At 65.9% G+C, this 25928-nt stretch carries 29 protein-coding genes; 15 read left to right on the forward strand and 14 right to left on the reverse strand.

What is annotated here, in order from left to right:
• The first annotated feature begins 21 nt into the window (after positions 1-21).
• From AQ619_RS08020 to AQ619_RS08085, 14 genes are all read left to right on the forward strand, one after another.
• Positions 22-378 (forward strand): ArsC family reductase, encoded by a 357-nt coding sequence (locus tag AQ619_RS08020; RefSeq protein ID WP_062146176.1) that lies wholly within the window; start codon positions 22-24, stop codon positions 376-378.
• Positions 379-497: 119 nt separating this feature from the next.
• Positions 498-1163: an HAD hydrolase-like protein gene (locus AQ619_RS08025; protein ID WP_335338050.1), complete on the forward strand. Its 666-nt coding sequence runs from the start codon at positions 498-500 to the stop codon at positions 1161-1163.
• Positions 1164-1209: 46 nt separating this feature from the next.
• Complete coding sequence (locus tag AQ619_RS08030; protein ID WP_062146178.1) at positions 1210-1392, forward strand: hypothetical protein; 183 nt, start codon at positions 1210-1212, stop codon at positions 1390-1392.
• Positions 1393-1412: 20 nt separating this feature from the next.
• A complete protein-coding gene (locus AQ619_RS08035) occupies positions 1413-1835 on the forward strand; it encodes a hypothetical protein (RefSeq protein WP_062146180.1) in 423 nt (140 codons plus the stop codon).
• Positions 1835-2350 carry an RNA polymerase sigma factor gene (locus tag AQ619_RS08040; RefSeq protein ID WP_062146182.1) on the forward strand — a complete coding sequence of 172 codons (516 nt, stop codon included), beginning with the start codon at positions 1835-1837 and terminating at the stop codon, positions 2348-2350. The genes AQ619_RS08035 and AQ619_RS08040 overlap by 1 nt, the downstream gene beginning before the upstream one ends.
• Positions 2347-2637, forward strand: a complete 291-nt coding sequence (locus AQ619_RS08045; protein WP_062146184.1) for a hypothetical protein — start codon at positions 2347-2349, stop codon at positions 2635-2637. The genes AQ619_RS08040 and AQ619_RS08045 overlap by 4 nt, the downstream gene beginning before the upstream one ends.
• Before the next feature lie 107 nt (positions 2638-2744).
• Positions 2745-3128 carry a DUF6249 domain-containing protein gene (locus AQ619_RS08050; protein WP_062146186.1) on the forward strand — a complete coding sequence of 128 codons (384 nt, stop codon included), beginning with the start codon at positions 2745-2747 and terminating at the stop codon, positions 3126-3128.
• Between the two features lie 28 nt (positions 3129-3156).
• Positions 3157-3729, forward strand: a complete 573-nt coding sequence (locus AQ619_RS08055; protein ID WP_062146188.1) for an RNA polymerase sigma factor — start codon at positions 3157-3159, stop codon at positions 3727-3729.
• Complete coding sequence (locus AQ619_RS08060) at positions 3722-4102, forward strand: hypothetical protein (protein ID WP_062146189.1); 381 nt, start codon at positions 3722-3724, stop codon at positions 4100-4102. Before AQ619_RS08055 ends, AQ619_RS08060 begins: the two co-directional genes overlap by 8 nt.
• A 99-nt stretch (positions 4103-4201) precedes the next feature.
• Complete coding sequence (panB, locus tag AQ619_RS08065) at positions 4202-5029, forward strand: 3-methyl-2-oxobutanoate hydroxymethyltransferase (protein WP_062151420.1); 828 nt, start codon at positions 4202-4204, stop codon at positions 5027-5029.
• Positions 5030-5196: 167 nt separating this feature from the next.
• Complete coding sequence (locus AQ619_RS08070; protein WP_062151422.1) at positions 5197-5943, forward strand: tetratricopeptide repeat protein; 747 nt, start codon at positions 5197-5199, stop codon at positions 5941-5943.
• Positions 5940-7379 carry a PQQ-like beta-propeller repeat protein gene (locus tag AQ619_RS08075; protein ID WP_062146191.1) on the forward strand — a complete coding sequence of 480 codons (1440 nt, stop codon included), beginning with the start codon at positions 5940-5942 and terminating at the stop codon, positions 7377-7379. The genes AQ619_RS08070 and AQ619_RS08075 overlap by 4 nt, the downstream gene beginning before the upstream one ends.
• Positions 7380-7502: 123 nt before the next feature.
• A complete protein-coding gene (gene der / locus AQ619_RS08080; RefSeq protein WP_062146193.1) occupies positions 7503-9275 on the forward strand; it encodes a ribosome biogenesis GTPase Der in 1773 nt (590 codons plus the stop codon).
• Positions 9276-9292: 17 nt separating this feature from the next.
• Positions 9293-10228 carry an MBL fold metallo-hydrolase gene (locus AQ619_RS08085; protein ID WP_062146195.1) on the forward strand — a complete coding sequence of 312 codons (936 nt, stop codon included), beginning with the start codon at positions 9293-9295 and terminating at the stop codon, positions 10226-10228.
• A 31-nt stretch (positions 10229-10259) separates the two neighbouring features.
• Here AQ619_RS08085 and AQ619_RS08090 read toward each other — a convergent pair whose 3' ends face one another.
• The 12 genes from AQ619_RS08090 to rpsF form a co-directional block, all read right to left on the reverse strand.
• Positions 10260-11009, reverse strand: a complete 750-nt coding sequence (locus AQ619_RS08090) for an SDR family NAD(P)-dependent oxidoreductase (RefSeq protein WP_062146198.1) — start codon at positions 11007-11009, stop codon at positions 10260-10262.
• A gap of 8 nt (positions 11010-11017) precedes the next feature.
• A complete protein-coding gene (locus AQ619_RS08095; protein ID WP_062146200.1) occupies positions 11018-12034 on the reverse strand; it encodes a bile acid:sodium symporter family protein in 1017 nt (338 codons plus the stop codon).
• A 6-nt stretch (positions 12035-12040) separates the two neighbouring features.
• Positions 12041-13540 (reverse strand): amidophosphoribosyltransferase, encoded by a 1500-nt coding sequence (purF, locus tag AQ619_RS08100; protein ID WP_062146202.1) that lies wholly within the window; start codon positions 13538-13540, stop codon positions 12041-12043.
• Complete coding sequence (locus tag AQ619_RS08105) at positions 13537-14154, reverse strand: CvpA family protein (RefSeq protein WP_062146204.1); 618 nt, start codon at positions 14152-14154, stop codon at positions 13537-13539. The genes purF and AQ619_RS08105 overlap by 4 nt, the downstream gene beginning before the upstream one ends.
• A complete protein-coding gene (radA, locus tag AQ619_RS08110; protein ID WP_062146206.1) occupies positions 14151-15533 on the reverse strand; it encodes a DNA repair protein RadA in 1383 nt (460 codons plus the stop codon). Before radA ends, AQ619_RS08105 begins: the two co-directional genes overlap by 4 nt.
• 71 nt (positions 15534-15604) lie before the next feature.
• Positions 15605-16687: an alanine racemase gene (gene alr / locus AQ619_RS08115; protein ID WP_062146208.1), complete on the reverse strand. Its 1083-nt coding sequence runs from the start codon at positions 16685-16687 to the stop codon at positions 15605-15607.
• Between the two features lie 62 nt (positions 16688-16749).
• Positions 16750-17439 carry a MarC family protein gene (locus tag AQ619_RS08120; RefSeq protein ID WP_062146210.1) on the reverse strand — a complete coding sequence of 230 codons (690 nt, stop codon included), beginning with the start codon at positions 17437-17439 and terminating at the stop codon, positions 16750-16752.
• A 3-nt stretch (positions 17440-17442) separates the two neighbouring features.
• A complete protein-coding gene (locus AQ619_RS08125; protein ID WP_062146212.1) occupies positions 17443-18963 on the reverse strand; it encodes a replicative DNA helicase in 1521 nt (506 codons plus the stop codon).
• 154 nt (positions 18964-19117) lie between these two features.
• Entirely contained in the window at positions 19118-21547 is a 2430-nt protein-coding gene (locus AQ619_RS08130; protein ID WP_062146214.1) for a TonB-dependent receptor plug domain-containing protein, read from the reverse strand.
• Between the two features lie 199 nt (positions 21548-21746).
• The gene (rplI, locus tag AQ619_RS08135; RefSeq protein ID WP_062146216.1) at positions 21747-22331 is read right to left on the reverse strand and encodes a 50S ribosomal protein L9; all 585 of its coding nucleotides are present in this window, start codon (positions 22329-22331) and stop codon (positions 21747-21749) included.
• 13 nt (positions 22332-22344) lie between these two features.
• Positions 22345-22617 carry a 30S ribosomal protein S18 gene (gene rpsR, locus AQ619_RS08140; protein ID WP_062146219.1) on the reverse strand — a complete coding sequence of 91 codons (273 nt, stop codon included), beginning with the start codon at positions 22615-22617 and terminating at the stop codon, positions 22345-22347.
• Between the two features lie 15 nt (positions 22618-22632).
• The gene (gene rpsF / locus AQ619_RS08145) at positions 22633-23019 is read right to left on the reverse strand and encodes a 30S ribosomal protein S6 (RefSeq protein WP_062146221.1); all 387 of its coding nucleotides are present in this window, start codon (positions 23017-23019) and stop codon (positions 22633-22635) included.
• Between the two features lie 274 nt (positions 23020-23293).
• On the opposite strand from rpsF, the gene AQ619_RS08150 reads away from it, so the two are divergent.
• Positions 23294-23959, forward strand: coding sequence for a hypothetical protein (locus tag AQ619_RS08150; protein WP_335338051.1), 666 nt, complete (start codon positions 23294-23296; stop codon positions 23957-23959).
• On the opposite strand, the gene AQ619_RS08155 is transcribed toward AQ619_RS08150, so the two are convergent.
• On the reverse strand, positions 23934-24749 hold the full coding sequence (locus AQ619_RS08155) for a sterol desaturase family protein (protein ID WP_062146225.1): 816 nt from the start codon (positions 24747-24749) through the stop codon (positions 23934-23936). The genes AQ619_RS08150 and AQ619_RS08155 overlap by 26 nt on opposite strands.
• A 69-nt stretch (positions 24750-24818) precedes the next feature.
• Positions 24819-25925 carry a helix-turn-helix domain-containing protein gene (locus AQ619_RS08160; RefSeq protein WP_062146227.1) on the reverse strand — a complete coding sequence of 369 codons (1107 nt, stop codon included), beginning with the start codon at positions 25923-25925 and terminating at the stop codon, positions 24819-24821.
• Positions 25926-25928 lie beyond the last annotated feature (3 nt).

Consider the following 25928-nt stretch of genomic DNA (forward strand, 5'->3'; position numbering starts at 1 on the left):
AGCGACGGGGGGAGCGGATCCATGACCGTGACCGTCTATGGCATCAAGGCCTGTGACACGATGAAGAAGGCTCGGGACTGGCTGGACGACCATGGGGTCGTCCACGCCTTTCACGACTACAAGTCCGTCGGGATCGACCGGGAACGTCTTGTCCGCTGGGTCGAGGCCCTGGGGTGGGAGGCGGTTCTGAACCGGGCCGGTACGACCTTCCGCAAGCTGACAGAGTCGCAGAAGCAAGACCTGGACGCCGCAAAGGCTGTGGATTTGATGCTGGCCCAGCCCTCGATGATCAAGCGGCCCATGCTCGACATCAATGGAGCGTTGACCGCGGGCTTCAAGCCGGATCTCTATGCGCGGCTGTTCGAAGCGGCCGCTTGAGGCCAATTGGCTTTGCGCCAGACGCGAGTCGGCAGATTTTTTAGACGACAATCGGGGCGAGGCGGGGCTATTTCGGCCAAGCTCGCGTCGTTTGAAACCAGAAGTGCAGGAACTGTTCCGTGGGGGCCCAACCCGTTCCGTCCTACGACATGGTCATTTTTGACTTTGACGGCACGCTGGCCGACAGCGCGGCGTGGATGATCAAGGCCGTCAATCCCATGGCCCAGCGGTTCGGGTTCAAGACCGTCACCGACGAAGAAATCGACATGCTGCGCGGCCGCGGGACGCGCGAGGTCATTCGCTATCTGGGCATATCGCCCTGGAAACTGCCGATGATCGCCCGGCACGGCAAGAAACTGATGGCGGCCGAGTGCGAGTCCATCCCGCTGTTTCCGGAAACGGCCGGCATGCTGCGGACCCTGCACGAGGCGGGTCTTCGCCTGGCCGTGGTCAGCTCCAACAGCGAAGGCACAATCCGCGCAGTGCTGGGACCGGAATTGTCGGGCCTGATCAGCCAGTTCTCCTGCGGGGCCTCGCTGTTCGGCAAGGCCCGCAAGTTTCGCAAGGTGACCTCCGGTGCCGCGCGCGACCGGGTCATCTGCATTGGGGACGAGACCCGCGATATCGAAGCGGCCCGCGCACTGGGCCTGGCCAGCGGCGCAGTGACCTGGGGTGCCGCCAAGCGGGCGATCCTGGCCGAGCATGGCCCGACCATCGTGTTTGAATCGCCGTCGGAAATTATTTCGCATCTTGTTGCATCCAGGGCGGCGTCCGGCGGCGACTAACCTTCAGAAAACGGCGCCGAGCCTGGCGCCCTCTGGAGCACAAATCATGCTGAGCCTGTTTCGAGACTTCTGGTGGCTGGTCTTTCCCCTGAGCTGGTTCCTGATCGCCGCCTGGCGCGCCTGGCTGAATTACAAGGCCCGTCGTGACGTTCTGGATCTGATCGAGACCTATGCTCAGGCCGGGCGCGAAGCGCCGCCCGAGCTGATCGCCCGTCTCAAAGCCAACTGACAGTCCTCGGAGGGAAAATCATGGAAGACCTGTTCCGTTCCTACTGGTGGCTGCTCTTTCCGCTGAGCTGGTTTGTGGTCGGCGGCTTTCAGAGCTGGCTGTCCTATCGCGCCAACCGCGACACCCTGGACCTGCTCAAGTCCTACGCCGCCAGTGGCCGCGAGCCGCCTCCCGAACTTCTGGCGCGACTGAACAAGCGCTGGAACGAAGAGACGGACGAGGAAATCGGGCGTACGCCGCGCCGGTTCCGCCGCCGCTATCGCGAGGAGCATCCGGCCTATCGCGCCGTACTGTTCGGCGTGCTTGGCGCGGGTTTCAGCTATGCCGCCTTCGCTGACCTCTATGGGTCAGGAGAGGCCTTCACGATCGTCGCCTTTGTCATGGGAGCCCTGTGCCTGGCTTCGCTGGTGTCGCTGCTGGTCGGTCGGGGTCCGAGGATCTGATGGACGCGCCGCTCGTACGGGCGGCGCGCGGTGGCTCTCAGGCGGCCTTTGCCCGACTGGTTGCGATGCATGAGAAGCCTCTCCGCGGCTTCCTTCGCAAGAGCGGCTGGGCCGACGCCGACGATATCGCCCAGGAAGCTTTTGTAGCGGCCTGGACGAGCCTGGGACGATTGCGCGCCGATGAGGGGTTCCGGGCCTGGCTCTATGGCATCGCCTGGCGCAAGGCCCAGGACCAGAGTCGCAGCGCGAGGCGATCGGCTCGCCGCGATGAGGACTGGCGCGGGCAGGAAGCCCTGGAGGCCTCGGACGAGGTCGGCCAGGACGAGCGCCTGGCCCTGCAGGCCGCGCTCGACACCCTGCCGGAAGACCAGCGCGCCTGTGTTACGCTCTGCCTGGGTCAGGGATGGTCGCATGCTGAGGCGGCCGAGGTCCTCAAATTGCCGCTTGGCACGGTGAAGTCGCATGTTGCCCGCGGTCGTGAGAGACTGCTGGCTGTTCTGGGAGATCCGTCATGAGTCCCGAAGATCGTCTGGCTTCATTTCTGGGCGAGACGCCCGCGCCGCAGGCGTCTGACGTCTTTGTGGCCGAGGTCATGGAGGCCGTTGAACGGCGGGCCTTGCTCGACCGGCTGGCCCTGGGTGCCTCTGCTGCTCTGGCCGCCAGCGTGGTCCTGTGGGCCTGTGCGCCGATCCTGAACCTGGCAGTCGATAGCCTGGCCCCCAGCCTGGCACCGGCGGCGGGCATGCTGCTGCTGGCTCTGGCCGCCTTGGTTGTGGGCGACCGATTGCTGGCCTCTCGCTAGCTTACGAAAGTTTCATCCCGCCGGGCGCCTCCAAACGCCTGTCCCGGTGCCTCTTATCATCAGAAGGCAGTGCTCACGGGAGCGCGCCCATCAAGAGGAGTTTCGCCATGGACGGTGTTTGGGTTCCCATCATCCTGTTTATCGTTATCGGTGCCATCGTGATCGTACCGATCTGGCTCAAGAGCCGCGAACGTCTGGAAATGCAGACGACGCTGCGGGCGGCCATCGACAAGGGCCAGCCGGTTCCGTCCGAGGTCATCGAGGCCCTGACCCGCAATGTGAAGGTTGCCCCCACCTCATTGAGCGACATGCGCGCCGGTGTGATCTGGATGGCTGCCGGCATCGGCATCGCAGGATTCAGCTACTTCGGCGACTTCGGCGATCATGACTTTCACCAGCCGGGCATCGGCGTTGCCTGCATTCCGCTCGTGATCGGCCTGGCCTTCATCATCCTCAGCTTCTTCAATCCCAACAAGTACAAGCGCGTCTGACGACAGAGGCTTGGCGAGGGGGAACGGCATGTCCATGGACCGCCCACCAACGGGCCACGATGTCGAGCTCGCCGCCTTTGCGGCGGCGGGCGACCGGCGCGCCTATGGCGAGCTGGTCCGGCGACACGGCTCGGCCGTCCGGGGCCTGCTGCGCCGGATGGGGGCCGACCCGGCGACGGCCGACGACATGGCCCAGGACGCTTTCCTGGCCGGTTTCGAACAGGTGGCTGACTATCGCGGCGATGGTGCCTTTGCCGGCTGGATCAAGCGGATCGCGGCGCGTGGCTATCTTCGCAAGGTCAAGCGTGAAGCGCGCATGATCTTCACCGACCAGGCCCAGGACGGTGACGATCCTGCTGCCCTCAATGAGCCGCGGACGGCCAACCGGATCGACCTGGACGAGGCCCTCAAGGCCCTGTCGAAAGGCGAGCGGCTTTGCGTTTCGCTCTGTTATGGGGGCGACTGGTCCCACGCCGAGGTCGCCGAGGCCTTGAACATCCCGATCGGCACGGTGAAATCCCATGTCAAACGTGGTTTGGATAAACTCAGGGCCAGACTGGCCCCACCGACTGAAAGCGCGAGGAGGGAAGCTCATGGCTGAACCCGATTTCGAAGCGCGGCTGACACGGCTTTTCAATGAGCCACCGGCTTTTCCGGACGCCGAGCTGTTTACCGCCCAGATTGCTGCCAGCCTTGACCGTGGCTGGGCGCTGCGTCGTCTTCTGATCGGCGGAGCGGGCGTCGCGGCGGGCGTGATTGCGGCAGTGCAGCTGGTGGCCACCCGCTTCTCTGCCGAATTGCAGACCCTGTCGCGCAATGGAACCCGAGATCTGAACGCCGATATCGACCTGGCTTTTGCCAAGTTCAGCGAGGTGGTCGCAACGCCCGCCAGCATGGAAGCGCTGTGGCTGGCGGCGGGACTGGCGCTTCTGGCCCTGGGCTTCGCCGTGACCCGGGCCATGGAAGAGTTCTGAGGCGATATCGACTGATCGCTGTTCATGTTGCAGTGCGGGGCGATCTGGCCGACAACGGCGCGCCTTCGCCCCTATCGGGGCCTGACCTGGAGCATGGTTCTGTCCTCGCACCGTGATGAGACGGTTCGCCGCCTCGCAGCCCCCGACATCGCTGCCCGCAAGGGCGGTGTGCCCATCGTCTGCCTGACCGCCTACACCGCGCCCGTGGCGGCTGCGCTCGACGACGCCTGTGACCTGCTGCTGGTCGGCGACTCGCTAGGCATGGTTGTGCACGGCATGCCCAATACCGTCGGGGTCACGCTGGAGATGATGATCCTGCATGGCCAGGCCGTGATGCGGGGCTCGCGCAAGGCCATGGTCGTGGTCGACATGCCGTTCGGATCCTATGAGGCGTCGCCTGAACTGGCCTATGCCAATGCGGTGCGGATCATGAAGGAGACCGGTGCCCAGGCCGTGAAGGTCGAGAGCGGTCCCACCGTTCCGGCGACGATTGAATATCTGACCCAGCGCGGTGTGCCGGTGATGGGCCATGTGGGCCTGCGCCCCCAGGCGGTGCTGGTCGATGGGGGCTTCAAGGCCAAAGGGCGGGACGAAGCCGGTCGCGCCCTGATTCTCGAGGAGGCCCGCCGTACGGCCGATGCCGGGGCCTTTGCCGTGGTCGTCGAGGGTGTCGCCGAAAGTCTGGCACGCGAGATTACAGCTGCCATCGCTCCGCCGACCATCGGCATCGGGGCTTCAGCGGGATGTGACGGCCAGATCCTGGTCACCGACGACATGCTGGGCCTGTTCGACTGGACGCCCAAGTTCGTGCGTCGCTATGCCGATCTGAAAGGCGAGATCGAGCGGGCGGCGCAGACCTATGCGTCCGACGTCAAGGCCCGGACCTTCCCGGGCGAGGCCGAGACCTACTACGCCAAGAAGAGCTAGTGCTTGCGCCAGGGCCCGTTGCGGCTGGCCCTTTCCCGCTATAGGTTCCCCGCCTGCGCTGGCGGCCCTTTGCCGGCCGCATTCTGTTGTAAACCATGCGTCGTCGCCGGATCCGTCCGGCGCTGGTGCGTCAGGGCGCTGTGAGCGTCCGTTTCGGAGCCTCGTTCGTGGTCGATGTTTTTGACGAGGTCGAAGAGCAGCTTCGCTCCGACCGTTACAGGACCCTCGCGCTGAAGGCGCTGCCCTGGATCGGCGCGGCCACGGTGGCGGTTGTCATCGGTGTCGGCGGCTTCTGGGGCTGGACGGCCTATCAGACCAAGGAAGCTGCCAAGGCCTCTGAAGCCTATCAGGCTGCTCTGGAGACCATGGGCCGCGAAGGGGCGGCCAAGGGGCTCTCGGCCATGGAAGCGATTTCCAAGGGCGGTTCGCCGGGCTACCGCGCCCTGGCCCTGATGCATCTGGGCGGCATCCGGCTCGACGAGGGAAAGACGGCCGACGCGGTGCGTTACTTCGACGAGGCGGCCAAGCTTTCGTCGGATCCGGTCATCGGGGATCTGGCGCGCCTCAAATCCGCCTTGGCCCTGATGGATACGGCCTCGTTCAAGGACACTGAAACGAGGTTGACGCCATTGACGGGGGAGAAGAGCCCATACCGGGTGAACGCCAAAGAAGCCCTGGCCTTCGCCAAGCTTCAATCGGGCGACCTGAAGGGGGCTCGCGAGGACTTTTCCATCCTGGCCAATCTGCTGGACAACAATTCTGAAGGCGTGCGCCAGCGCGCCCAGGCGGCCATGCAAATGATCGATTCCGGCTCGGCCAAGGATCTGGCCGCCGTGGTCAAGGCGTCGATTGCCCTGCCGCCCCTGGCCGTTCTGCCGACTGCACCGCAAACCGCGCCCACCGGCGCCCAATGAGCCGCCCCATGATTTCCAAGCGTTCTACAGCGCTGATCGCGCTGATGTCGGCGGCGATGGCGGTGAGCGGCTGTTCCACGGTCTCCTCGTCGGTCTCGAAGCTGAATCCCTTCGACAAGGCCGAAAAGGACAAGGCCAAGGCGACCCAGGGTCAGCGCATCTCCGTGATCGCCTTTGATCAGAAGGTCGAGGCTGCCGAAGCGCTCAAGGGTACCGAGTTCTATCTGCCGGACCCTGCCGTTCAAACGGAATGGCGGCTGCCGGGCGGCAATGCTGAACAGTCCGTCGAGCATGTGGATGCCGGCAAGGCGTTCGAGATCGCCTGGCGCAAGGGCTTCGGTCAGAAGGGCAATCGCAAGTTCCATATTACGGCCCCGCCGGTGGCAACTGCGGACCGGATCTATGTCATGGACGGCGAGTCCACGGTCTCGGCGATTGACGCTAAGACCGGCTCGGTCGACTGGCGCAAGGATCTGCGTCCCTCGGCCGGACCGGGCAAGGGCGGCTTCTTCGGCCTCGGTGGCGTCAAGAATGATCGTCTGGGCTTCGGCGGCGGTCTGGCCCTGAGCCCGGACAACAAGCTGATCGTGGCCTCCGGCTTCCGGTTCGTGGCCCAGCTCGACGCGACAACGGGCACTGAGGCTTGGCGCCAGACGACCTCGACCCCGATCCATGCGGCCCCGACCGTGGTCGACGGACGGGTGTTCGTCGTGTCGACCGACAATGAACTCCTGACCTTCAATGCCGGCACGGGCGCGCCCGGCTGGACCTACCAGGCCCTGATCGAGCCGGCCCGCATCCTGTCGGCCCCCAGTGTCGCGGTCAGTGGCGACACGGCCGTCGCCGGTTTCGCCTCGGGCGAACTGGTGGCGCTGCGTGCGGCCAATGGCAATGACCTGTGGAGCGAGGCCCTGTCGCGGGCCAGCCGGACCAATGCCCTGTCCGAGATCCGCGACATCCCGGGCCGACCGGTTATCTACAAGGGCGACGTCTTCGCCGTCAGCCATTCCGGCGTGTTCTCGGCCACCGATCTGCGGACCGGCCAGGCCCGCTGGAGCCTGCCGATCACCGGGATCACCAGTCCCTGGGCCGCGGGTGACGTGGTCTATGTCGTCGACAAGTCCGGCCAGGTGATCTGCGTCGCGCGCGAAAGCGGTTCGGTTTACTGGATCCGTGACCTCAACGAAGGCCTGGGCCAGTCGAAGCGCCAGAAGAAGAAGCTGGCCAAGCATCCACGGCTTTGGTCGACCCCCATCCTGGCCTCGGGCCGGCTGATCACAGTGTCGAGCGACGGCCAGGCCGTTGCCCTGAACCCCAAGACCGGGGCCACGGAAAAGACCCTGAAGATCGGTGCCCCGGTGCTGCTCGCCCCGATCGCGGTCGGGGATACGGTCTATCTCGTTACTGACGACGCCCAGCTGGTGGCGATCCGCTAAGTCTCCTGCGCCGGCCTCTTCGGTCCGGCGATCCATCTCCAGAGGTTCCCAAGCCCGGGTCGGCCCAAGCCGACCCGGGTTGTCCGCTTTGCGGGAACCGGAAAAATCGACTACTGCACACCTATGCCATTGAAACTCGCTATCGTCGGCCGCCCCAATGTCGGCAAGTCCACGCTGTTCAATCGTCTCGCCGGCAAGAAGCTGGCGATTGTCGACGACCAGCCCGGGGTCACCCGTGACCGCCGCTACGCCTCGGGCCGCCTCGGCGACCTGGAACTGGAGCTGATCGACACCGCCGGCTTCGAGGACGTCTCGGACGAAAGCCTCGAGGCCCGGATGCGCCAGCAGACCGAGCTGGCGGTCGAGGAAGCCGACGTCTCGCTGTTCATCTATGACGCCCGCGAGGGTGTGACCCCACTGGACGAGGTCTTTGCCACCCTGCTGCGTCGCCGGGGCAAGCCGGTCATCATCGCCGCCAACAAGGCCGAGGGCAAAGCCGGCCAGTCGGGTATCGGCGAGGCCTACAAGCTCGGCCTGGGCGAGCCGATCCCGATCTCGGGCGAGCATGGCGAAGGCATGGCCGAACTCTATGCGGCCATGCTGGAAGCCTTTCCGGAAGATCAGTATTCCGACGATGAGGACGATGACGACAAGCCCATCCGGCTGGCCATTGTCGGTCGTCCCAATGCCGGCAAGTCGACCCTGGTCAACCGCCTGATCGGCGAGCAGCGCCTCCTGACCGGCCCTGAAGCCGGGATCACCCGCGACTCCATTTCGGTCGACTGGGTCTGGGGCGACAAGAAGGTCCGGCTGGTTGATACGGCCGGCCTGCGCAAGAAGGCCAAGGTTCAGGAGAAGCTGGAAAAGCTCTCCACCCAGGACACGATCCGGGCCATTACCTTCGCCGAGGTGGTGCTTCTGGTCATGGATGCCACCCATCCGTTCGAGATCCAGGACCTGCAGATCGCTGACCTGACCGAGCGGGAAGGGCGGGCCCTGGTCTTCGTCCTGGCCAAGTGGGATCTGGTCGAAGACCCGGCCGCCCAGCTGGCGGCCTTCCGCGAACATGCCGAGCGTATGCTGCCCCAGGTGCGCGGCGCGCCGGTGGTGGCCCTGTCCGGCGAGACCGGCAAGGGCATTGAAAAGCTCATGCCGGCCGTGCTGAAGATCCACAAGGACTGGTCGACCAAGGTCAAGACCCGTGACCTGAACGACTGGCTGCAGATGGCCATGCAACGCCATCCACCGCCCGCCGTCAGCGGCAAGCGCGTCAAGCCCAAGTACATGGCCCAGACCAAGGCCCGCCCGCCGACCTTCGTGCTGTTCTCCAGCCGGGCCGACCAGATGCCGGATCACTATCGGCGCTATCTGATCAACTCCCTGCGGGAAAGCTTCGACCTGCCGGGGGTGCCGTTGCGCATCACCATCAAGTCCGGGGCCAATCCCTATGCCGATGGCGAGGCCAAGGGCCACAGCGGTCGCGGCAAGCGGGAGTTTGAACGCCGTGAGCGTGAGGAAGAGCGCATCCGCGCCTCACGCAACACCGTCAAGAAGTCCAAGCGCCTGGCCGACGAGGCCGCCGCGGCTGCGGCAGCCGAAGCTGGCCTGCCGCCGCCCGAGAAGAAGTCGGTGAGGGGCCCCAAGCCCACCGTCAAGGCCGAGGCCAAGACCACCAGCGCGGCTGTCGCCACGCCTGCGGCCGAACCCGGCAAGGGCGCGGTCAAGTCGGTGAAGAAGCAGGGGCCGCGCGCCCAGAAGAAGGTGTCGAGCACGCCCAGCTACAAGGTCGGCTTCAAGGCTGCCGGCGGCAAGGCTGCGAGCGGTCCAAGGCGGCCGGTGGCCGGCTCCGGCATTGTTCGCGGCAACAAGGGCCCGGGGAAACCCAAGGGCAAATAGGGCTGGAGCCAAGGGTCATGCTTCTGGATCGCCGTCGGCTGTTGTCTCAGGGCGCAGCGCTTGGTGCTGCGGCCCTGACGGCGGGATCTGGCCCGGTCCAGGCAGCGACCGGGACCCGGTTGATCCTGCTGGGGACCGGCGGCGGCCCCACGCCCAAGAAGAACCGGTCGGCACCGGCCCAGGCTATCGTCGTCGACGGCGTGACCTATGTGATTGACTGCGGGGACGGTGTTGCGCGCCAGATCGTGGCGGCCGGCCTGAAGCTCGGGTCGATCCGCAACGTTTTCATCACCCATCACCATTCCGACCATAATGCCGACTACGGCAATCTGCTGCTGCTGGCCTGGGCGGCAGACCTGGATCATCGGGTGGACGCCTATGGTCCGCCACCCCTGGCGGCCATGACGCGGCAGGTCCTGGAACTGAACAGCTTCGACATCAAGACACGGATCGCCGACGAGGGGCGGCCGCCGCTGCGGCCCCTGATCCATCCGCATGAGATCACCAGGCCCGGCTTGGTCCTGCAGGACAACCGGGTGAGGGTGACGGCCGCCCTTGTGCGCCATCCGCCGGTCGCGCCGGCTTTCGCCTATCGTTTCGACACGGCCGATCGATCCATCGTGATCTCGGGCGACACTGCCCCGTCGGAGGCGCTGGTCACGCTGGCCCGTGGCGCGGATGTGCTGGTCCATGAGGTCATGTACCTGCCAGCCCTGGAACAGCTCCTGGCCTCCGAACCCAATGCCGTTCGGCTCAAGGACCATTTGCTGGCCAGCCACACCACGACCGAGCAGGTGGGGCGGATCGCGACCCAGGCCGGGGTCAAGACCCTGGTGCTGTCGCATTTTGTCCCCGGTGGCTATCCGTTCCTTGACGACAGCGTCTGGCTGGACGCCGTGCGGCCGCATTTTTCCGGCGAGATCATCATCGGGCGAGACCTGCTGGAGATCTGATGAGCGGCCTTGTCGCGCTGCAGATCCGGGCTCAGCCGAGGCTGGCCGATTCCTGACCCCGCTCCTTGAACCGCGCCACGCCCCGGGGCGGGTCACGATCGGGGCGCACCAGATCGATGATATAGGGAACGATGCTTTCAGGGGCCGGGACGGTCATCGGATCCTCGCCCGGGAACGCGCCTGAGCGCATCTTTGTCCGCATGGCCCCAGGGTCGACGCAGAGGGCCCGAACCGCAGTATTCTCCATCTCGTCCGCATAGCAGTCGACAATGGCTTCCAGCCCGGCCTTGGAGGCCGCATAGCCGCCCCAGAAGGCGCGATGGCTCTTGGCCACGCTACTGGTCAGGAACAGGGCCCGTCCGGCGTCGGAGGCGCGCAGCAGGGGATCCATGGCCCGGATCAGGCGCCAGTTGGCCGTCAGGTTGGTGGCCATGATCATGTCCCAGCCCTTTGGATCGAGGTGGCCCACAGGGGTCAGGGCCCCCAGAACGCCGGCGGCGCCGATCACGATATCGAGCCTGCCCCAGCGCTGGTGCAGGGCCGCGCCGAGGGCGTCGAGGCCGTCGGGCTCGCGCAGGTCCAGAGGCACAAGGGTGGCATGCTCCGCCGTCGCCGCAAAAATGGCGTCATCGAGCGCTTCCAGCGCGCCCTGGGTGCGACCAAGGGCGATGACATGGGCCCCAGCCTCGGCCAGTCCCAGGGCGATGGCGGCACCAATGCCCCGGGTTGCGCCGGTGACCAGGGCGATACGGCCCGCGAGCGGTTTTGCTGAAGAATCCATGGGGCGTTCTAGCGGCTGAGCGGCGCTTCTTGAAGCCCGTCCGTGGCGTCATCCGCCGGGCGTTGGGCGTAGTGCTGGGCGATCACCGAGCAGGCCATCAGCTGGATCTGGTGGAAGATCATCAGCGGCAGGACCAGAACCCCGGCCGTGGCCCCGGGGAACAGGATGCCGGCCATGGGTACGCCGGTGGCCATGCTCTTCTTCGAGCCACAGAAGACGATGGCGATCTCGTCGGCCTTGGCAAAGCCCAGGGCCCGCGCGCCGAAGGTCGTTGCCAGCAGGATGACAGCCAGGAGCAGGCCACAGACCCCCAGAAGCAGCAGGAGTTCGAGCGGTGTGACCCGCTTCCAGAGCCCGGCCACCACGGCGGCGCTGAAGGCCGAATAGACGACGAGCAGGATCGAGCCGCGATCCACATAGCCCACTAGCTGCTTGTGCTTCTCTATCCAGGCTCCGACCCAGGGCCTGGCCAATTGTCCAGCGATGAAGGGCAGGAGAAGCTGGACGACGATGTCCTGGATCGGTTTCCAGCCCGCCGTGCCGGCCTGCGCGTGCATCAGCAGGCTGACCAGAACCGGCGTCAGAAAAATGCCCAGCAGGTTCGAGGCCGAGGCGGCGCAGACGGCGGCCGCGACATTGCCTCGGGCGATGGAAGTGAAGGCGATCGAGGACTGCACTGTCGAGGGCAGGCAGGCCAGGAACACCAGGCCCGCCGCCAGGGTGGGCGACAGGATCCCGGTGCGGGCGGCCAGCAGGCCCAGAAGCGGGAAGAGCAGATAGGTGAAGGCCAGGATGGTCAGGTGAAGCCGCCAGTGGGTCACCCCGGCCACCACAGCCTCGCGGGACAGCTTGGCCCCATGCAGGAAGAACAGCAGGGCGATGGCCAGCTTGACCACCAGGCTCAGCCCGGCCGCGAGCTCGCCGCGCACGGGCAGGACCGAGGCCAGCACCACCATGCCGAACAGCAGGACGATGTAGCCGTCGATCTTCAGCCTGGAGAGCAGGTTGGAAAGTCCGTTGAGCACGCCCGGTTACGCGCTGAGCAGCGACAGCTGCTTGTCATTGGCCTCGTTGCGGCCTTCGGCCACTTCGCGGTCGGTCAGGCGGGTGGGGTAGTCGCCGGTGAAATAATGGTCGGTGAACTGCGGGGTTACCGGATCGCGCGGACCGGCTTCCAGGGCCTGATAAAGGCCGTCGACCGAGAGGAAGCCGAGGCTGTCGACTTCCAGGAACCGCGCCATCTCTTCCAGCGACTTGTTGGCCGCCAGCAGCTGTTCGCGCTCGGGCATGTCGATGCCGTAGAAATCCGGCCACTTGATCGGCGGGCTGGCCGAGCGGAGGTGGACCTCCTTGGCACCGGCCTCGCGGACCATGCGGACGATCTTCAGCGAGGTGGTGCCGCGGACGATGGAATCATCGATCAGCACGACGCGCTTGCCTTCCAGAACGGCCCGGTTGGGGCTGTGTTTCATGCGCACGCCCAGTTCGCGCACGCCCTGGGTCGGCTGGATGAAGGTCCGGCCGACATAGTGGTTGCGGATGATGCCCAGATCGAAGGGCAGGCCGCTCTGCTGGGCATAGCCGATGGCAGCCGGCACGCCGCTGTCAGGCACGGGCACGACCACATCGGCCTCGACCCCGGTCTCGATGGCCAGGCGCTGGCCCATGCGCTTGCGCACATCATAGACCGAGCGGCCGTTCACCACGCTGTCGGGGCGGGCAAAATAGACATATTCGAAGACGCAGGGCCGCGCGGCCAGGCTGCTGAACGGCTTCAGGGACTTCACGCCGGTATCGGAGATGATCACCATCTCGCCATGCTCGATGTCGCGCACGAACCGGGCGCCGATCATGTCCAGGGCGCAGGTCTCCGAGGCCAGGATCGGCTGGCCGTCCAGGTCGCCCAGCACCAGCGGACGGATGCCCAGCGGATCGCGCACACCGATCATCTTTTTGTTGGTGATCGCCACCAGGGCGTAGCCGCCCTCGATCTGGGCCACGGCGTCGATGAAGCGGTCGACAATGCGGGCCTTCCGAGAGCGGGCGATCAGGTGAAGGATCACCTCGCTGTCGCTGGTCGACTGGAAGATCGCGCCTTCCTGCACCAGCCGTTCGCGCAGCGACAGGAAGTTGGTCAGGTTACCGTTGTGGGCAATGGCCACGCCGCCGGTCTCGAGATCGGCGAACATCGGCTGAACATTGCGGATGCCGCTGCCGCCGGCCGTGGAATAGCGGGTGTGACCTATGGCCATGCCGCCGGGCAGGCGCTCGACCAGGTCATTGCCGGTGAAAGCGTCACCGACATGGCCCATATGGCGCTCGGTGTGAAAGCGCTGGCCGTCGAAGGCGGCGATCCCGCAGGCTTCCTGACCGCGGTGCTGCAGGGCGTGCAGGCCCAGGGCGGCGACAGCGGCAGCGTCGCGAACCCCGAACACCCCGAACACCCCGCACTCAAGCCGCAGGGTGTCGTCCTCGGGATCACGCCAGGGCGCGGAGGAAAACCGGTCGGTCGACTGGCCGATAAAGCTCATCGCGATTTCTCCACCAGATCGTCGAGATCCTGACGCTGGTTCTGATCATAGTCGGTTTCGCCGGGCTTGCGGTCCGGCGGATTGTCGCTGGCCCCGCGTACCGCGCCTTCGATGGCCGGGGCAAGCTTGCCCGCCAGTTCACTGCCCCTAGGCGCAAACACGCGCAGGACCTTCGCACTGGCTCCCGACAGGGGGTAGAAGATCGAGCGCTCGACCCAGGACGGCACGCGGTCCGGCGGTGTGGCCATGTGAAATAGCATGTTGAACACGCCCAGGATCACCAGGGCCCGCATCAGGCCGAAACCTGCGCCGACCGCACGGTCCAGCAGACCCAGGGCACTTTCGTGCAAACCGGCTGTCAGCCGCCCGCCGAGGAAGCGCAGGACCACGAAGGCGGCCACGAACACGAAGAGCAGGGCGCAGGCCGTCGCGGCCCAGTCCGGGTCCATCAGGTCGCGGAAGATCGGGCCGCTGACGCGAAGGCTGAACAGGGCCAGGGCTGCGGCGAAAATGAAGGACAGGGCCGAGGTCAGCTCGCGCGACGCGCCGCGGGCAAAACCGACAGAGCACGAGGTGATCAGCAGCAGGCCGGCGATGATGTCGAAGGGCGTCACGTCAGTTGGCCCCAGATCTCGTCACCGATCCGGCGCACCGCATCGGCCAGCCTGGCCACCCCGGCCACCGGCAAGGCTCCGCCACCGTCCGGAAGTCCCGAAAGCGGTCCGAGCGCCCGGCCAAAACCGAGTTTTGCGGCTTCCTTCAAACGCGTCTCCATCCGGCTCACAGGCCGCACCTCGCCCGACAGGCTGACCTCGCCGAACACGACGCAGTCCTGGGGCAGGGCGACATCCAAAGCCGATGAGGCCAGGGCGGCCGCCGCCGCGAGATCCGCCGCCGGCTCTGTAATGCGCAGGCCGCCAGCGACGTTCAGATAGACGTCCTTGTCGCCAAAACCAAGGCCGCAACGCGATTCAAGCACGGCCAGCACCATGGCCAGGCGTCCGGAGTCCCAGCCGACCACCGCCCGGCGGGGCGTTCCATAGGCGGAGGGCGAGACCAGGGCCTGGAATTCCACGAGAACCGGCCGGGATCCCTCGATTCCGGCAAAGACCGCGGCCCCGGCCGCGCGTTCCCCGCCCTCGTTGAGAAACAGGGCCGAGGGATTCTTGACCTCGCGAAGGCCGACATCGCCCATTTCAAAGACCCCGATCTCGTCGGTGGCCCCAAAGCGGTTCTTGGCCCCGCGCAGGATGCGGAAAGGATATCCGCGCTCGCCCTCGAAGCTGAGCACGGCGTCGACCAGGTGCTCGACCACACGCGGACCGGCAATCTGCCCGTCCTTGGTCACGTGGCCGACCAGCAGGATGGCGACGCCCTTTTTCTTGGCGAGCCGGACCAGTTCGGTGGCGCAGGCACGAACCTGGGTCACGGTGCCCGGCCCGGCCTCGTGGGCGTCGCTCCACATGGTCTGGATGGAGTCGATCACCACCAGATCGAAGCTGTCGCGCTTCAAGCCGTCGAGGATATCGCGCAGGCTCGTCTCCGCCGCCAGGCTGACCGGCGACTTGGCCAGGCCCATGCGCTCGGCCCGCGAACGGATCTGCTCGACTGCCTCTTCGCCCGAGATATAGGCGCAGGACACGCCCCGCGAGGCGGCATTGGCGCAGACCTGCAGGAGCAGGGTGGACTTGCCGACCCCGGGATCGCCACCGATCAGGATCGCAGAGCCCGGAACCACCCCGCCGCCGCAGACACGGTCGAACTCGTCGACCCCGGTGACGATACGGGGCGGTGCGGGGGTGTCGCTCTCGAGGCCCTGGAACTGCAGGCCCCGGGTCCGTGTCGCCTTGGTCGCTGCCAGGGCCCCGGGTGGCCGCGCACTGACTTCCTCGACCAGGGTGTTCCAGCTCTGGCAGGCCGGGCACTGGCCCGACCATTTGGACTGGACCGCGCCGCAGGACTGGCAGGCGTAAACGGCACCGTCTCGGGCCATGGGGTCTCCTGATTCTCGGATGGATGGAGCCTACAGGGTGAAGGGGGCTTACGCCAAAGCCGGACGTGGGATCAGAGGATCACCCGGTGGGCCCGGGGTGCGATCCGGGTCAGGAGTTCATAGGCCGTGGTCCCGGCCGCTGCTGCCGCGTCGTCGACGGACAGATCTGGGCCGATGATCTGCATCATGGCCCCCGGGCGGGCGGCGTCGCAGTCGGTGATGTCGACGGCGATCAGGTCCATGGAGACCCGGCCCAGCATCGGGCGTCGCCGGCCGTCGAACCAGACCGCGCCACGAGGATGGGCAGCGCGCGGAATGCCGTCGGCATAGCCGGCCGCCAGGATGGCGACCCGAGTATTGTCCGTTGCGGTGAAGGTCGCGCCGTAACCGATGCTCTCACCGCGCGGCACGTTCCGAGTCTGCAGGATCGGAGCTTCCAGGGTGACCACAGCCCTGATCCGTGGGTCGGGTCTGTCGTGCGGTCCGCCGCCATAGAGGCTGATCCCCGGCCGGACCTGATCGAAGGCATAGGCCTCGCCGAGGAACACGCCTGCGGAATTGGCAAGGCTTCGGCGCGCCTGAGGAAGCAGGGCCACGGCCTCGTGAAAGCGCTCCAGCTGCTTGGGGTTGAGGGGGTGGTCCGGCTCGTTGGCGCAGGCCAGGTGGCTGATGACCTGGGTCACCTCGACATGCTTGAGACGGTCCATAGCCGCGAGCAGAACCCGGACCTCTTCCAGGCGCAGGCCCAGACGGTTCATGCCGGTGTCGATATGCAGGCTGGCAGCCAGCCGGCCGCCGCGGGCCTGGCTGTTCCAGGCCTCGATCTGCGGAAGACTGTTCAGAACCGGCGTCAGGCGTGCCGCCACCAGTACGTCGGCGGACCCTGGCGTGACGCCGTCCAGGACATGGATCGTTGCGTCGCGATCGCCCAGGCTCCGGCGCAGGGCCAGGCCCTCGGAAAGCCGGGCTGTGTAGAAGCTGCGCGCGCCCTCGTTCCAAAGTCTGTCTGCGACCAGGGCCGCGCCGACACCGTAGGCATCCGCCTTGACCGCCGGAGCGACGTCCGCGCCCGAGGCGGCGGCCCTGAGCGCATGATAGTTCGCCGACAGGGCATCGAGATCGATCGTCAGGCGGGAGTCGGAAGGATCGGTCACGAGGGCTCTGGGGCAGGAAGGCGGCGCGACTGGGCGTAGCGGAGCCTGTCAGGCTTTTCCAGCTAGAACGCGTTTGGGTGCGCGGCCAGGAACACCGAAACGAGGTTCTCGAAACCGGACGCCGTGATCTGCACGCCGATGCAGAGCAGCAGGAAGGCCACAAGCCGTGACAGGACCCGCGCCCCGGATTGTCCCAGCAGCCGGGTGACCCGGTCCGAGGCGCTGTAGAGCAGCCAGACCAGGGCCGCGACCCCGGCCGCCGCCAGGCTGGCCCCGACGAAGAAGCCGACGGCACTGCCTTCCGTCGGCCGCTGCGAGGACAGGGCTATGGCCACAGAGATCGAGCCCGGTCCGGTCGTGAACGGCATGGTCATCGGAAAGAAGGCGATGTCTTCCTGCAGGCGGACGGGGTCGGTGTCGCTGGTCTTGCGATCCTCCTGTTCCTGCGGGTCCATCAACAGGCCCCAAGCCCGGATGGCCACCACGAGTCCGCCGGCGACGCGCAGCGCGCCCAGGCTGACCCCGAAGAAGTTGAGGATGTAGCCGCCCAGCAGCAGGGAGCCGAACAGGACCAGGAAGGAATAGAAGCCGATGCTGCGGGCCAGCTTCTGGCGTTCCGCACGGCTGCGGCCGCCCATGGCCTGGTCGAAGATCAGCGAGGCTCCGACCGGATTGACGATCGAGAACAGGGCCGGAAAGGCCAGCAGAAAGGCCCCGATCAGGCTGGAGACGGGCAGGGGGCTGAAATCCACGGTCTACTCGTCGGAGGGGATGTTGCGCGCCTGGGCGAAATAGTGGTCGCGGGCGAGGTTGCCGAAGCGGGTTGTATCGCTATTGAACGACAGGCGCACGGTTCCGATCGGGCCGTGACGCTGCTTGGCGATGATCACTTCGGCCAGGCCCTGCAGGCGATCCATGTCTTCCTGCCAGGTCAGGTGTTCAGGCGTGCCTTCGCGTGGCTCGGCGCGGCCGACATAGTAGCTTTCGCGATAGACGAACCAGACCATGTCGGCGTCCTGTTCGATCGAACCGGACTCCCGCAGGTCGGAAAGCTGGGGGCGCTTGTCTTCCCGTTGTTCGACCTGACGCGACAGCTGCGACAGGGCGATGACCGGGCAGCCCAGCTCCTTGGCCAGGGCCTTGAGGCCCATGGTGATCTGGCTGACTTCCTGCACGCGGTTGGCGTTGGAGCCCAGGTCCGAGCCGGTGACCAGCTGCAGATAGTCGACAACGACGAGGTCCAGACCGACCTGGCGCTTCAGGCGGCGGGCCCGAGCGGTCAGCTTGGCGATAGAGAGACCGCCGGTCGCGTCGATATAGAGCGGCGCTTCCTGCAGCTCCATGGCGGCGTCGCGAACCCGGCCAAACTCCGAGGCGTCGATCTCGCCCTTGCGGAGCCGGTCACCGGAGACTCCCGAGGCGTCAGCGAGCATACGCAGGGCCAGCTGCTCGGCGCTCATTTCCAGCGAGTAGAAGGCGACGACCCCGCCCTGGACAGTCTTCTTGGTGCCGTCGGGCTGTATCTCATAGGCGTACTTGCGGGCGATATTGAAGGCGATGTTGGTGGCCAGGGCGGTCTTTCCCATCGACGGACGTCCGGCCAGGACCACGAGGTCGGAGGGGTGCAGACCGCCGATCTTCTGGTCGAGATCCACCAGATCGGTGGCCACGCCGGACATGCCGCCGTCGCGGCTATAGGCCTCGGCGGTCATCTCGACTGCGCCGCGCAGGGCCTCGCCGAAGGTCACGAAACCGGAAGAGGCCGTGCCACTTTCGGCCAGGGTGTAGAGCTGCTGCTCGGCGGCCTCGATCTGGTCGCGGGCCGGCCGGATCTCGTCGCCACCGCCATGGGCTGAGGTGGCGATTTCACCACCGATGCGGATCAGGTCGCGGCGCAGGGCCAGGTCGAAAACGGCGCGGGCATAGTCGCCGACATTGGCGGCCGGCGGTGCGCGGTCGACCAGGTCGGCCAGATAGCGCAGGCCGCCCAGCTCCTCGAACGCGGGGTCCTTCTTGAACTCGTCGGCCAGCAGGATCGGCTCGGCCAGCTGGCCTTTGCGGATATGGGTCTCGATCGACTGGAACAGCCGCTGGTGGAACGGCTCATAGAAATGGCGACCGTTCAGGGCATCGGTCAGGCGCTCATAGGCAGCGTTGTCATAGAGCAGGACGCCCAGCAGAGCCTGCTCGGCTTCGAGGTTGTGCGGAGCCACGGCGATGGTGACGTCCTGATAGGGCGGACGCAGGTCGAGAGCGGGGACGAGAGACATGGCCACAGGTTAACGCGCCGGTTTTCCGCATGCGCGCGTCGTCTCGACGCACGTCCAAGATGAACGGGGATGTTTTGTGTATGTTCTGCCCCGAAGGCAGCGCAAGAAAAAAGGCGCGGAGATCGCTCTCCGCGCCTTGTTCCCTAGACTGGAGCCGGGACTACCAGTTGACGCTGATACGGCTGTACAGGAAGCGCCCGTTGAAGCCGAAAGGCGAGAAGGACGTGAAGCTGGTGGCGTTGGTCGTATTGACCGTCACCGGCGTACGGTTGGGATACTCATCGAACAGGTTGTTGGCACCGATGGCCAGGGTCACGTTGTCCGTGATGCCGTACCGCCCTTCAAGATCCACAACGGCCTTGTCGCCGGTCCGGACATCGAAGGCTCCCGTCGCGTCATTGTTGGGTGACAGGACCGTGCCGTAGAAGGTGGTCTTCAGGCTGGCACCCCAGCGGTCCTTGGTCCAGTCGCCGGCCAGGGTGACCTTGTGCTTGGGCGTGCCTTCCTCAAACGTCAGGACGTTGGCGCGGCCGAACAGGGTCGGGGGAACCGGCAGAGACGACAGGGTATTGGTCGTCGGGATCTTCGTGACGTCGGTTTCGTTGAAGTTCGCGGCGGCGGTCAGGTCGAAGACCCCGGCGTCATCCGCATTGAGGCGATACCGTGCAACGATGTCGATGCCCTGGGTCTCCGTCTCGACACCATTGATGAAGAACCGGGCGGCCGTGACGTTGAACGGCAGCAGCAGGTTGTTGATCGTTTGCTGGGTGGGGGTGCCCGTGGCGGAGCCCTGGATGTTTTCCGACAGCACGATGCGGTTGTCGATGTTGATCCGGTAGGCGTCGACGGTCACTTCGAACGCGCCCTTGTGGAACACGAGGCCCAGCGAGGTGTTGGTCGATTCTTCCGCTTCCAGCGGCTTGGAGCCGAGCACCTTGGCCACCGCGCTGGTGGCGGGGAAGGTGCCGACCTCGACCGGGGTCGAGACGCCGTTGATGATGATGAAATTGGTCGAGGTGGTGGTGAAGAACTGCTGCTGCAGGGCCGGGGCCCGGAAGCCGGTCGACACGGCACCGCGCACGGCGAGGCCTTCGGCGAGCTCGAAACGGGCGGCCAGCTTGCCCGTCGTCGTCGCGCCGAAGTCGGAATAGTCCTCATAGCGCAGGGCCACCGAAGCCGTGAAGCGCTCGGTCAGGCGGGATTCCAGGTCCAGATAGACGCCGACATTGTCGCGGTCCTTGGACAGCACATTTGACGGCTGGAAGCCCGGGAAGCCTTGTGCGCCGGCCGCTGAGGTCGTGATCGGACCGCGATTATAGGAGGCCGGCTCACCGGCGCGGATCGAATAGTCCTCCCAGCGTGCCTCGGCACCGAAGGCAACGTTCAGGGGCTCAAAGGCGCCGATATCGACACCGCGCGAGACGTCCAGGCCCACGACGGTCTGGTCATAGCTCATGCCGCCGGAGTTGAAGCTGGTCTTGCTGGCTGCGCCATAGGACGCGTTCGCAGACTTTTCGGTGCGGTAGTCGATCTCGTTCTTGCCGTAGGCGACATTGAGGTCGACCTTGAAACCGCCGAGGTCGCCACGCAGGCCGCCGGCGGCCGTCGTGTCGGTGATCTCGCTGGCGATGATGGGCAGATAGCCGTCGGGATAGATCGAGGCCACCGGCGTTTGGCGGGCATCGCCGACAATACGCGGGAAGGCCGCGCTGGCCCCCTCGCGAGCCTGGTAGCCCGCCCAGCCATAGGCATCCCAGCTCTCGCTGACCGGCAGGCCGGCATTGAAATAGATCGTCTTGTCGGTCACCTCGGCGTCGCCATAGCGCGAGGTCACGCGGGCGGGGGTCACGCGGACGTCGATGTCGCCACGGCTGGTCGGATTACGATCGCGGTACTCTGCGGAAATGGTCAGGAAGCCTTCGGGACCCAGCGGCAGGCCCTGCCAGGCTTGCAGGGTCACGGTCTGGCCGTCTCTGGCGTCGCGGCCCTGGGTATTGCGGGCCGTCTTCACTTCACTGTTATAGCGGCCATAGGTGGCGACCACACCACCACCGCTGCGGGCTTCGCGCAGGCGCAGATTGATGACGCCGGCGATGGCGTCAGAGCCATACTGGGCCGACGCGCCGTCGCGCAGGACTTCAACCCGGCTCAGGGCAATGGTCGGAATGGCGTTGAGGTCGACCGCTGCCGAACCACGGCCGATCGAACCATTGACGTTCACAAGGGCCGTCGCGTGGCGACGGGTGCCATTGACCAGCACCAGCGTCTGATCGGGAGCCAGGCCGCGCAGGGTCGCGGGACGGATGTGGTCCGTACCGTCGGTAATGGCGGGGCGCGGGAAGTTGATCGAGGGCGCGAGGGTCGACAGGGACTGGGCCAGCTCGGTCGTGCCCGTGCGGGTCAGGGCCTTTTCGCTGACGACATCGACCGGTGCGATGGTGTCAAGGCGTGTGCGTCCCGCCGTGCGGGTGCCGGTAACGACCACCTGCTCTAGGTTGGCGGCATCTTGCGGCGGCGCGGACTGGGCCTGGGCCGAGCCGGCGATTGCGGCGGCCGAGGCTGCCGTAAACAGCAGAATTCGAAAGCTCATTTGCATTCCCCTCATGGTTACGCCGGGGCCGAGTTGATGATCGGTCTGTCCGGGTACGGAGGCTTAACGCCTCGTGAGAAGAACATGGGCGCACAAGCGTGCGCCTACAAGTTCAACATTTCTTTGTTGCACCGCAGAAAAAAACGGCGCGGATTGCTCCGCGCCGTTTCTCGATAAATCACAGATCCTTGGAAAAGGATCAGGACTCGTAGTGATCGCCTTCGAACGAACCGGCGCCACCGGCGGCCATGTCCGAGGCCGCTTCGGCGTCAGCCGCGCGGTCTTCTTCGAATTGAGCGGCGATGACGTTTTCGCCGCGCGCCTGGCGCTCGGCTTCGTCGGCGCTGCGCGCGATGTTGAGGGTGACCGTGACGGTCACTTCAGCATGCAGCTTCACCTTCACTTCGTGAACGCCCAGGGTCTTGATCGGCTTGTCGAGGACGATCATCGAGCGATCGACCTTGCCGCCTTCAGCCTTGATGGCGTCGGCGACGTCACGACCCGCGACCGAACCGTACAGCTGGCCGCTTTCGCCAGCTTGACGGATCATGACGTACTGGGTGCCGTCGAGGGTCTCGCCGACAGCGCCGGCGGCTTCGCGGTTCTTCACGTTACGCACTTCGATTTCAGCGCGCTGAACTTCGAAGGACTTCAGGTTGGCGGCGTTGGCACGCAGGGCCTTGTGACGCGGCAGCAGGAAGTTACGGGCGAAGCCGTCCTTCACGGTGACCACGTCGCCGAGGGTGCCAGTGCCTTCAACGCGTTCGAGCAGAATGACTTTCATCGTGGTGTCTCCCTTACTTCACGACGTAGGGGAGCAGAGCCAGGAAGCGGGCGCGCTTGATGGCCTTGGCCAGTTCGCGTTGCTTCTTGGCCGACACCGCGGTGATGCGCGACGGAACGATCTTGCCGCGCTCGGAAACGTAGCGCTGCAGGAGCTTGACGTCCTTGTAGTCGATCTTCGGCGCGCCGGCGCCCGAGAACGGGCAAACCTTGCGGCGACGGAAGAACGGGCGGCGAGCGCCGCCGGCGGCGGGCGCGCCGGCTTCGGGAGCAGTGGTATCGGTCATGATCTCTCTTCTCCCTTACGCGGCGGCGAAGTCGTCGCGCGGACGATCCGAACGCTCGGGGCGCTCGCTGCGTTCGCGGTCACGACGGGCCAGAACCGGCGACAGTTCCAGGTCCAGCTCTTCCACGCGGATGGTCATGAAGCGCAGAACGTCTTCATTGATCAGCAGCTGGCGCTCGACTTCCTTGACCGCCGGCGCCGGAGCGTCGATGGCGAGCAGGGAATAGTGGCCCTTGCGGTTCTTCTTGATGCGATAGGTGAGGTTACGCAGGCCCCAGTATTCGATCTTGGCGATGTGACCGCCGCCTTCTTCGATCAGGGCTTTGATTTGCTCGTTCAGAGCTTCGGCCTGTTGCGGCGAGATATCCTGCCGCGCGATGACCACGTGTTCGTAGAACGCCATGTTTTCCTTCTTCCGGCTTGGAGGGCGGCGCGGCTGGCGGCGGAAGTCCGACAACCACGATGGTTCCTGAGCGCCGAGCGGGAAATCCCGTACCCGTGAGGGCTGCGCCAAAGACCGCCATCCGTGAGAACGCGCGCTACTACAGGAGACGGGCCCGGAACGCAAGAATGCATCGCCATCGCGACGGCCCTGGCCCACACACCGTCGCGGTGGAAGGGGCAGTTACGGAGGAGCCTGATCTTGCCGCAAGGGCAGGTTGTGCTAGACAGCAGGCATGATGTCTAGCGCTGCCATGAGCGCCCTCGGGGGCCTCGCGCTGGCGGTGAGCCTTGTCGGGCCGACCGCCGCCCAGGCGATTCAAAAGCCCGATCTTTCGGTTTCGGCCCATGACGGTCGCTTCACCGGCTATTCGGCCGCCCTGCCTGTAGACCTTTCCACCGACACCGAGTCCGCCAGGGTGACCGCCAGGATTGCCGGTACTCTGGAACGGCCGACCTATGACCTGGACCTCAATCTGAACCGCAAGCTGGATGCCGAGCACTTCGGCAAGCGGTCTCTGGCGCTGGGGGCCTCCTGGAACGATCGCGAGGCCCGCCTCCGGTCGTCGGTGTCCAAGATGTTCGGCTTCGGCCTGCTGCCGCGCGCCAACTATGTCAGCCTGTCAATGGACATGAACGCGGCTCAGCCCATTGCCGTCCCCGGCCAGATCCCGGTGGCGCGGGCCAATGTCCGCTCGGCCCTGACCCTGGACGGCAAGCCGATCGGTTCGATCGCTGTCGGCGGCGGGTCGATGGGTGACGAGGGGGTTGATGTCAGCGTCACCCGGCCCTTCGACATCCCGGCCGAGTTCACGGTCAGCCTGCGTGGAGCCGCCACCCAGGATGCATGGCGGCTCCAGGACAGTCGCCTGATGGTCAGGCTGGTGAAGGCCAGCTGGTAGTCTCGCCCGAAGCCCGGCCCTTGCGGCGGGTGGCCTCGGCGAACCGTGCCAGATAGTCCGGATGCTCTGTGCCCATCCAGCGGTCCCACCACGTGAAGTAGAGACCGTAATTGTAGCCGGCCTGGGCGTGGTGCAGATCGTGGTGCGTTACAGTGGTCAGCCAGGGCAGTAGAGGGCGACCGTCCTTGCGGGCCGGGAACAGCTCGTAGCCGCTGTGGCCAATCGTATTGCGGGCGATCTGGTGCAGGACATAGAGGCCAACCACCGGCCACTGGGTCGGCACGATCATCATCCAGACCGGCACGAACAGTGCCGCGATCACAGCCTCGCCCAGGTCGAAACTGTAGGCGGTGAAGGGCGAAGGGTTGTTGGAGCGGTGATGCCGCCGGTGGAAGGTCCGGAACAGGCGACGGTCATGGATCAGCCGATGGGTCCAGTAGAACCAGGCGTCATGGGCCACGATCATCAGGACCAGGCTGATCCAGAACCACACTGGGCCGAGGTCGCGGGCGATATGGGGGCCCGGCATCCAGCCGGCGCGAAACAGGCTGAAGCTGAGAAGGCCCACGGTCGAGAAGATCATGACCGAGCGGATCGAGATCAGGAACTCCAGCACCAGCTGACGGCCTGGGGGACGGGTCTCGCGGATCTTGCGGGCGGCCAGGGGCCTGGCCAGCACCACCCAGAGGGTCAGCCAGACGCCGACGGAGAAAATGGCATAACGCAGGACGTCGGCCTGGGCCGCCTGTAGCCAGTTGTGGAGAAAAGGTTGGATGGTCTCGAAGCTCATGGGGCGTCCTCGCGGTTGGTGTCGCCAGGACGTCTGACCGTTTGATCGCGGTCGCGCCGAAACCTGAAATCAGGCCGACTTGTTGGAATTCGGGGCGGTTTCGCCGGTTTCAACCAAGCGCAGCCGCGGTGCCCCGGCGCAGGCCTGCTGGCGCCAGGCCGAGGGGGTCGCGCCGGTTTCCGCCCGGAAGGCGCGATTGAAGGGGCCCAGAGATGCAAAGCCAAGCTCATAAGCGATGGCGGACACGGACTTCAGTGCCAGTTCGGGATCTGCGAGGGCGATCTTGGCGGCGGCAATACGCCGGCTGTTGACGTAGTCGGCGAAGTTGCGATGGCCCAGCATGCCGTTGATCAGCTTGCGCAGTCTGTGCTCCGGTGCGCCCACCAGGGCGGCCAGGGCCCCGATGGACAGATCCTCGCCCCGCCAGACCTCGTCCTGCGTCATGGCCCGTTCCAGCCGAACCAGGACCAGTCGATCGGCCGGGCTGAGGGACAGGGATTCCCGGGGGGTGTCTGACAGAGCCTGGCCGGTCCCGGTCGGCTGTTCGACCAGGAGGGGCTCGACCCGGAGCAGGGCCAGTCCCGCACCCAGTCCCAGACCGGCTAAAAGGAAGGCTTGCACCAGGGAGGCGTCAAGGGCCCGTACCGCCGCCGGCCAGCCCAGATCACAGGCCGCCTGAATCAGGACATAGCCGGCGGCCGCTGCAGCCAGGGGGGCTCTCAAGCGGCGGCGCTGGTCCACCAGATCATCACGCCAGCCGCGCCAGGCGACCATCAGGACGTGGACGACGATGGCGGCTGAAAAGATCGAAAAGGCCTTCCAGATCCAGACGCACACGTCGGGCGGGGAGACGACGGCCGCCAGCCAGAACCCGAAGGCCACCAGGATCGGCAGCCACCGCCAGGGCCTGGGGACCGGAGCATCCTCGAACAGTCCGATGGCAAACAGCCAGAAGACGCCGGTCCCCGTCACGGACAGGGCCCAGATCAGCTTGGAAGGATGTCGATCACCAGACCAGCCGTCGATTACATGGGCGATCGCGCAAACGAAGAAGAGGGCGCCGATCCAGCGCATCGGAGCCAGTTTGCGGCTGGCGGCCAGGGCCAGGCCGGTGGCGGCGAAAGCGCCTATGGCCATGCCGCGGGCGACGGCTTCAAGCAGATCGGGGTTGGTCATGTC

The organism is Caulobacter henricii, assembly GCF_001414055.1.
Classification (GTDB): domain Bacteria; phylum Pseudomonadota; class Alphaproteobacteria; order Caulobacterales; family Caulobacteraceae; genus Caulobacter; species Caulobacter henricii.

Excerpts from the sequence above, each read along its gene's own strand:
- AQ619_RS08020 (WP_062146176.1), top strand. The coding sequence starts at position 22 with ATGACCGTGACCGTCTATGGCATCAAGGCCTGTGACACGATGAAGAAG.
- AQ619_RS08030 (WP_062146178.1), top strand. The coding sequence starts at position 1,210 with ATGCTGAGCCTGTTTCGAGACTTCTGGTGGCTGGTCTTTCCCCTGAGC.
- AQ619_RS08035 (WP_062146180.1), top strand. The coding sequence starts at position 1,413 with ATGGAAGACCTGTTCCGTTCCTACTGGTGGCTGCTCTTTCCGCTGAGC.
- AQ619_RS08040 (WP_062146182.1), top strand. The coding sequence starts at position 1,835 with ATGGACGCGCCGCTCGTACGGGCGGCGCGCGGTGGCTCTCAGGCGGCC.
- AQ619_RS08045 (WP_062146184.1), top strand. The coding sequence starts at position 2,347 with ATGAGTCCCGAAGATCGTCTGGCTTCATTTCTGGGCGAGACGCCCGCG.
- AQ619_RS08050 (WP_062146186.1), top strand. The coding sequence starts at position 2,745 with ATGGACGGTGTTTGGGTTCCCATCATCCTGTTTATCGTTATCGGTGCC.
- AQ619_RS08055 (WP_062146188.1), top strand. The coding sequence starts at position 3,157 with ATGTCCATGGACCGCCCACCAACGGGCCACGATGTCGAGCTCGCCGCC.
- AQ619_RS08060 (WP_062146189.1), top strand. The coding sequence starts at position 3,722 with ATGGCTGAACCCGATTTCGAAGCGCGGCTGACACGGCTTTTCAATGAG.
- AQ619_RS08075 (WP_062146191.1), top strand. The coding sequence starts at position 5,940 with ATGAGCCGCCCCATGATTTCCAAGCGTTCTACAGCGCTGATCGCGCTG.
- der (WP_062146193.1), top strand. The coding sequence starts at position 7,503 with ATGCCATTGAAACTCGCTATCGTCGGCCGCCCCAATGTCGGCAAGTCC.
- AQ619_RS08085 (WP_062146195.1), top strand. The coding sequence starts at position 9,293 with ATGCTTCTGGATCGCCGTCGGCTGTTGTCTCAGGGCGCAGCGCTTGGT.
- AQ619_RS08090 (WP_062146198.1), bottom strand. The coding sequence starts at position 11,009 with ATGGATTCTTCAGCAAAACCGCTCGCGGGCCGTATCGCCCTGGTCACC.
- purF (WP_062146202.1), bottom strand. The coding sequence starts at position 13,540 with ATGAGCTTTATCGGCCAGTCGACCGACCGGTTTTCCTCCGCGCCCTGG.
- radA (WP_062146206.1), bottom strand. The coding sequence starts at position 15,533 with ATGGCCCGAGACGGTGCCGTTTACGCCTGCCAGTCCTGCGGCGCGGTC.
- AQ619_RS08130 (WP_062146214.1), bottom strand. The coding sequence starts at position 21,547 with ATGAGCTTTCGAATTCTGCTGTTTACGGCAGCCTCGGCCGCCGCAATC.
- rplI (WP_062146216.1), bottom strand. The coding sequence starts at position 22,331 with ATGAAAGTCATTCTGCTCGAACGCGTTGAAGGCACTGGCACCCTCGGC.
- rpsR (WP_062146219.1), bottom strand. The coding sequence starts at position 22,617 with ATGACCGATACCACTGCTCCCGAAGCCGGCGCGCCCGCCGCCGGCGGC.
- rpsF (WP_062146221.1), bottom strand. The coding sequence starts at position 23,019 with ATGGCGTTCTACGAACACGTGGTCATCGCGCGGCAGGATATCTCGCCG.
- AQ619_RS08150 (WP_335338051.1), top strand. The coding sequence starts at position 23,294 with ATGATGTCTAGCGCTGCCATGAGCGCCCTCGGGGGCCTCGCGCTGGCG.
- AQ619_RS08155 (WP_062146225.1), bottom strand. The coding sequence starts at position 24,749 with ATGAGCTTCGAGACCATCCAACCTTTTCTCCACAACTGGCTACAGGCG.
- AQ619_RS08160 (WP_062146227.1), bottom strand. The coding sequence starts at position 25,925 with ATGACCAACCCCGATCTGCTTGAAGCCGTCGCCCGCGGCATGGCCATA.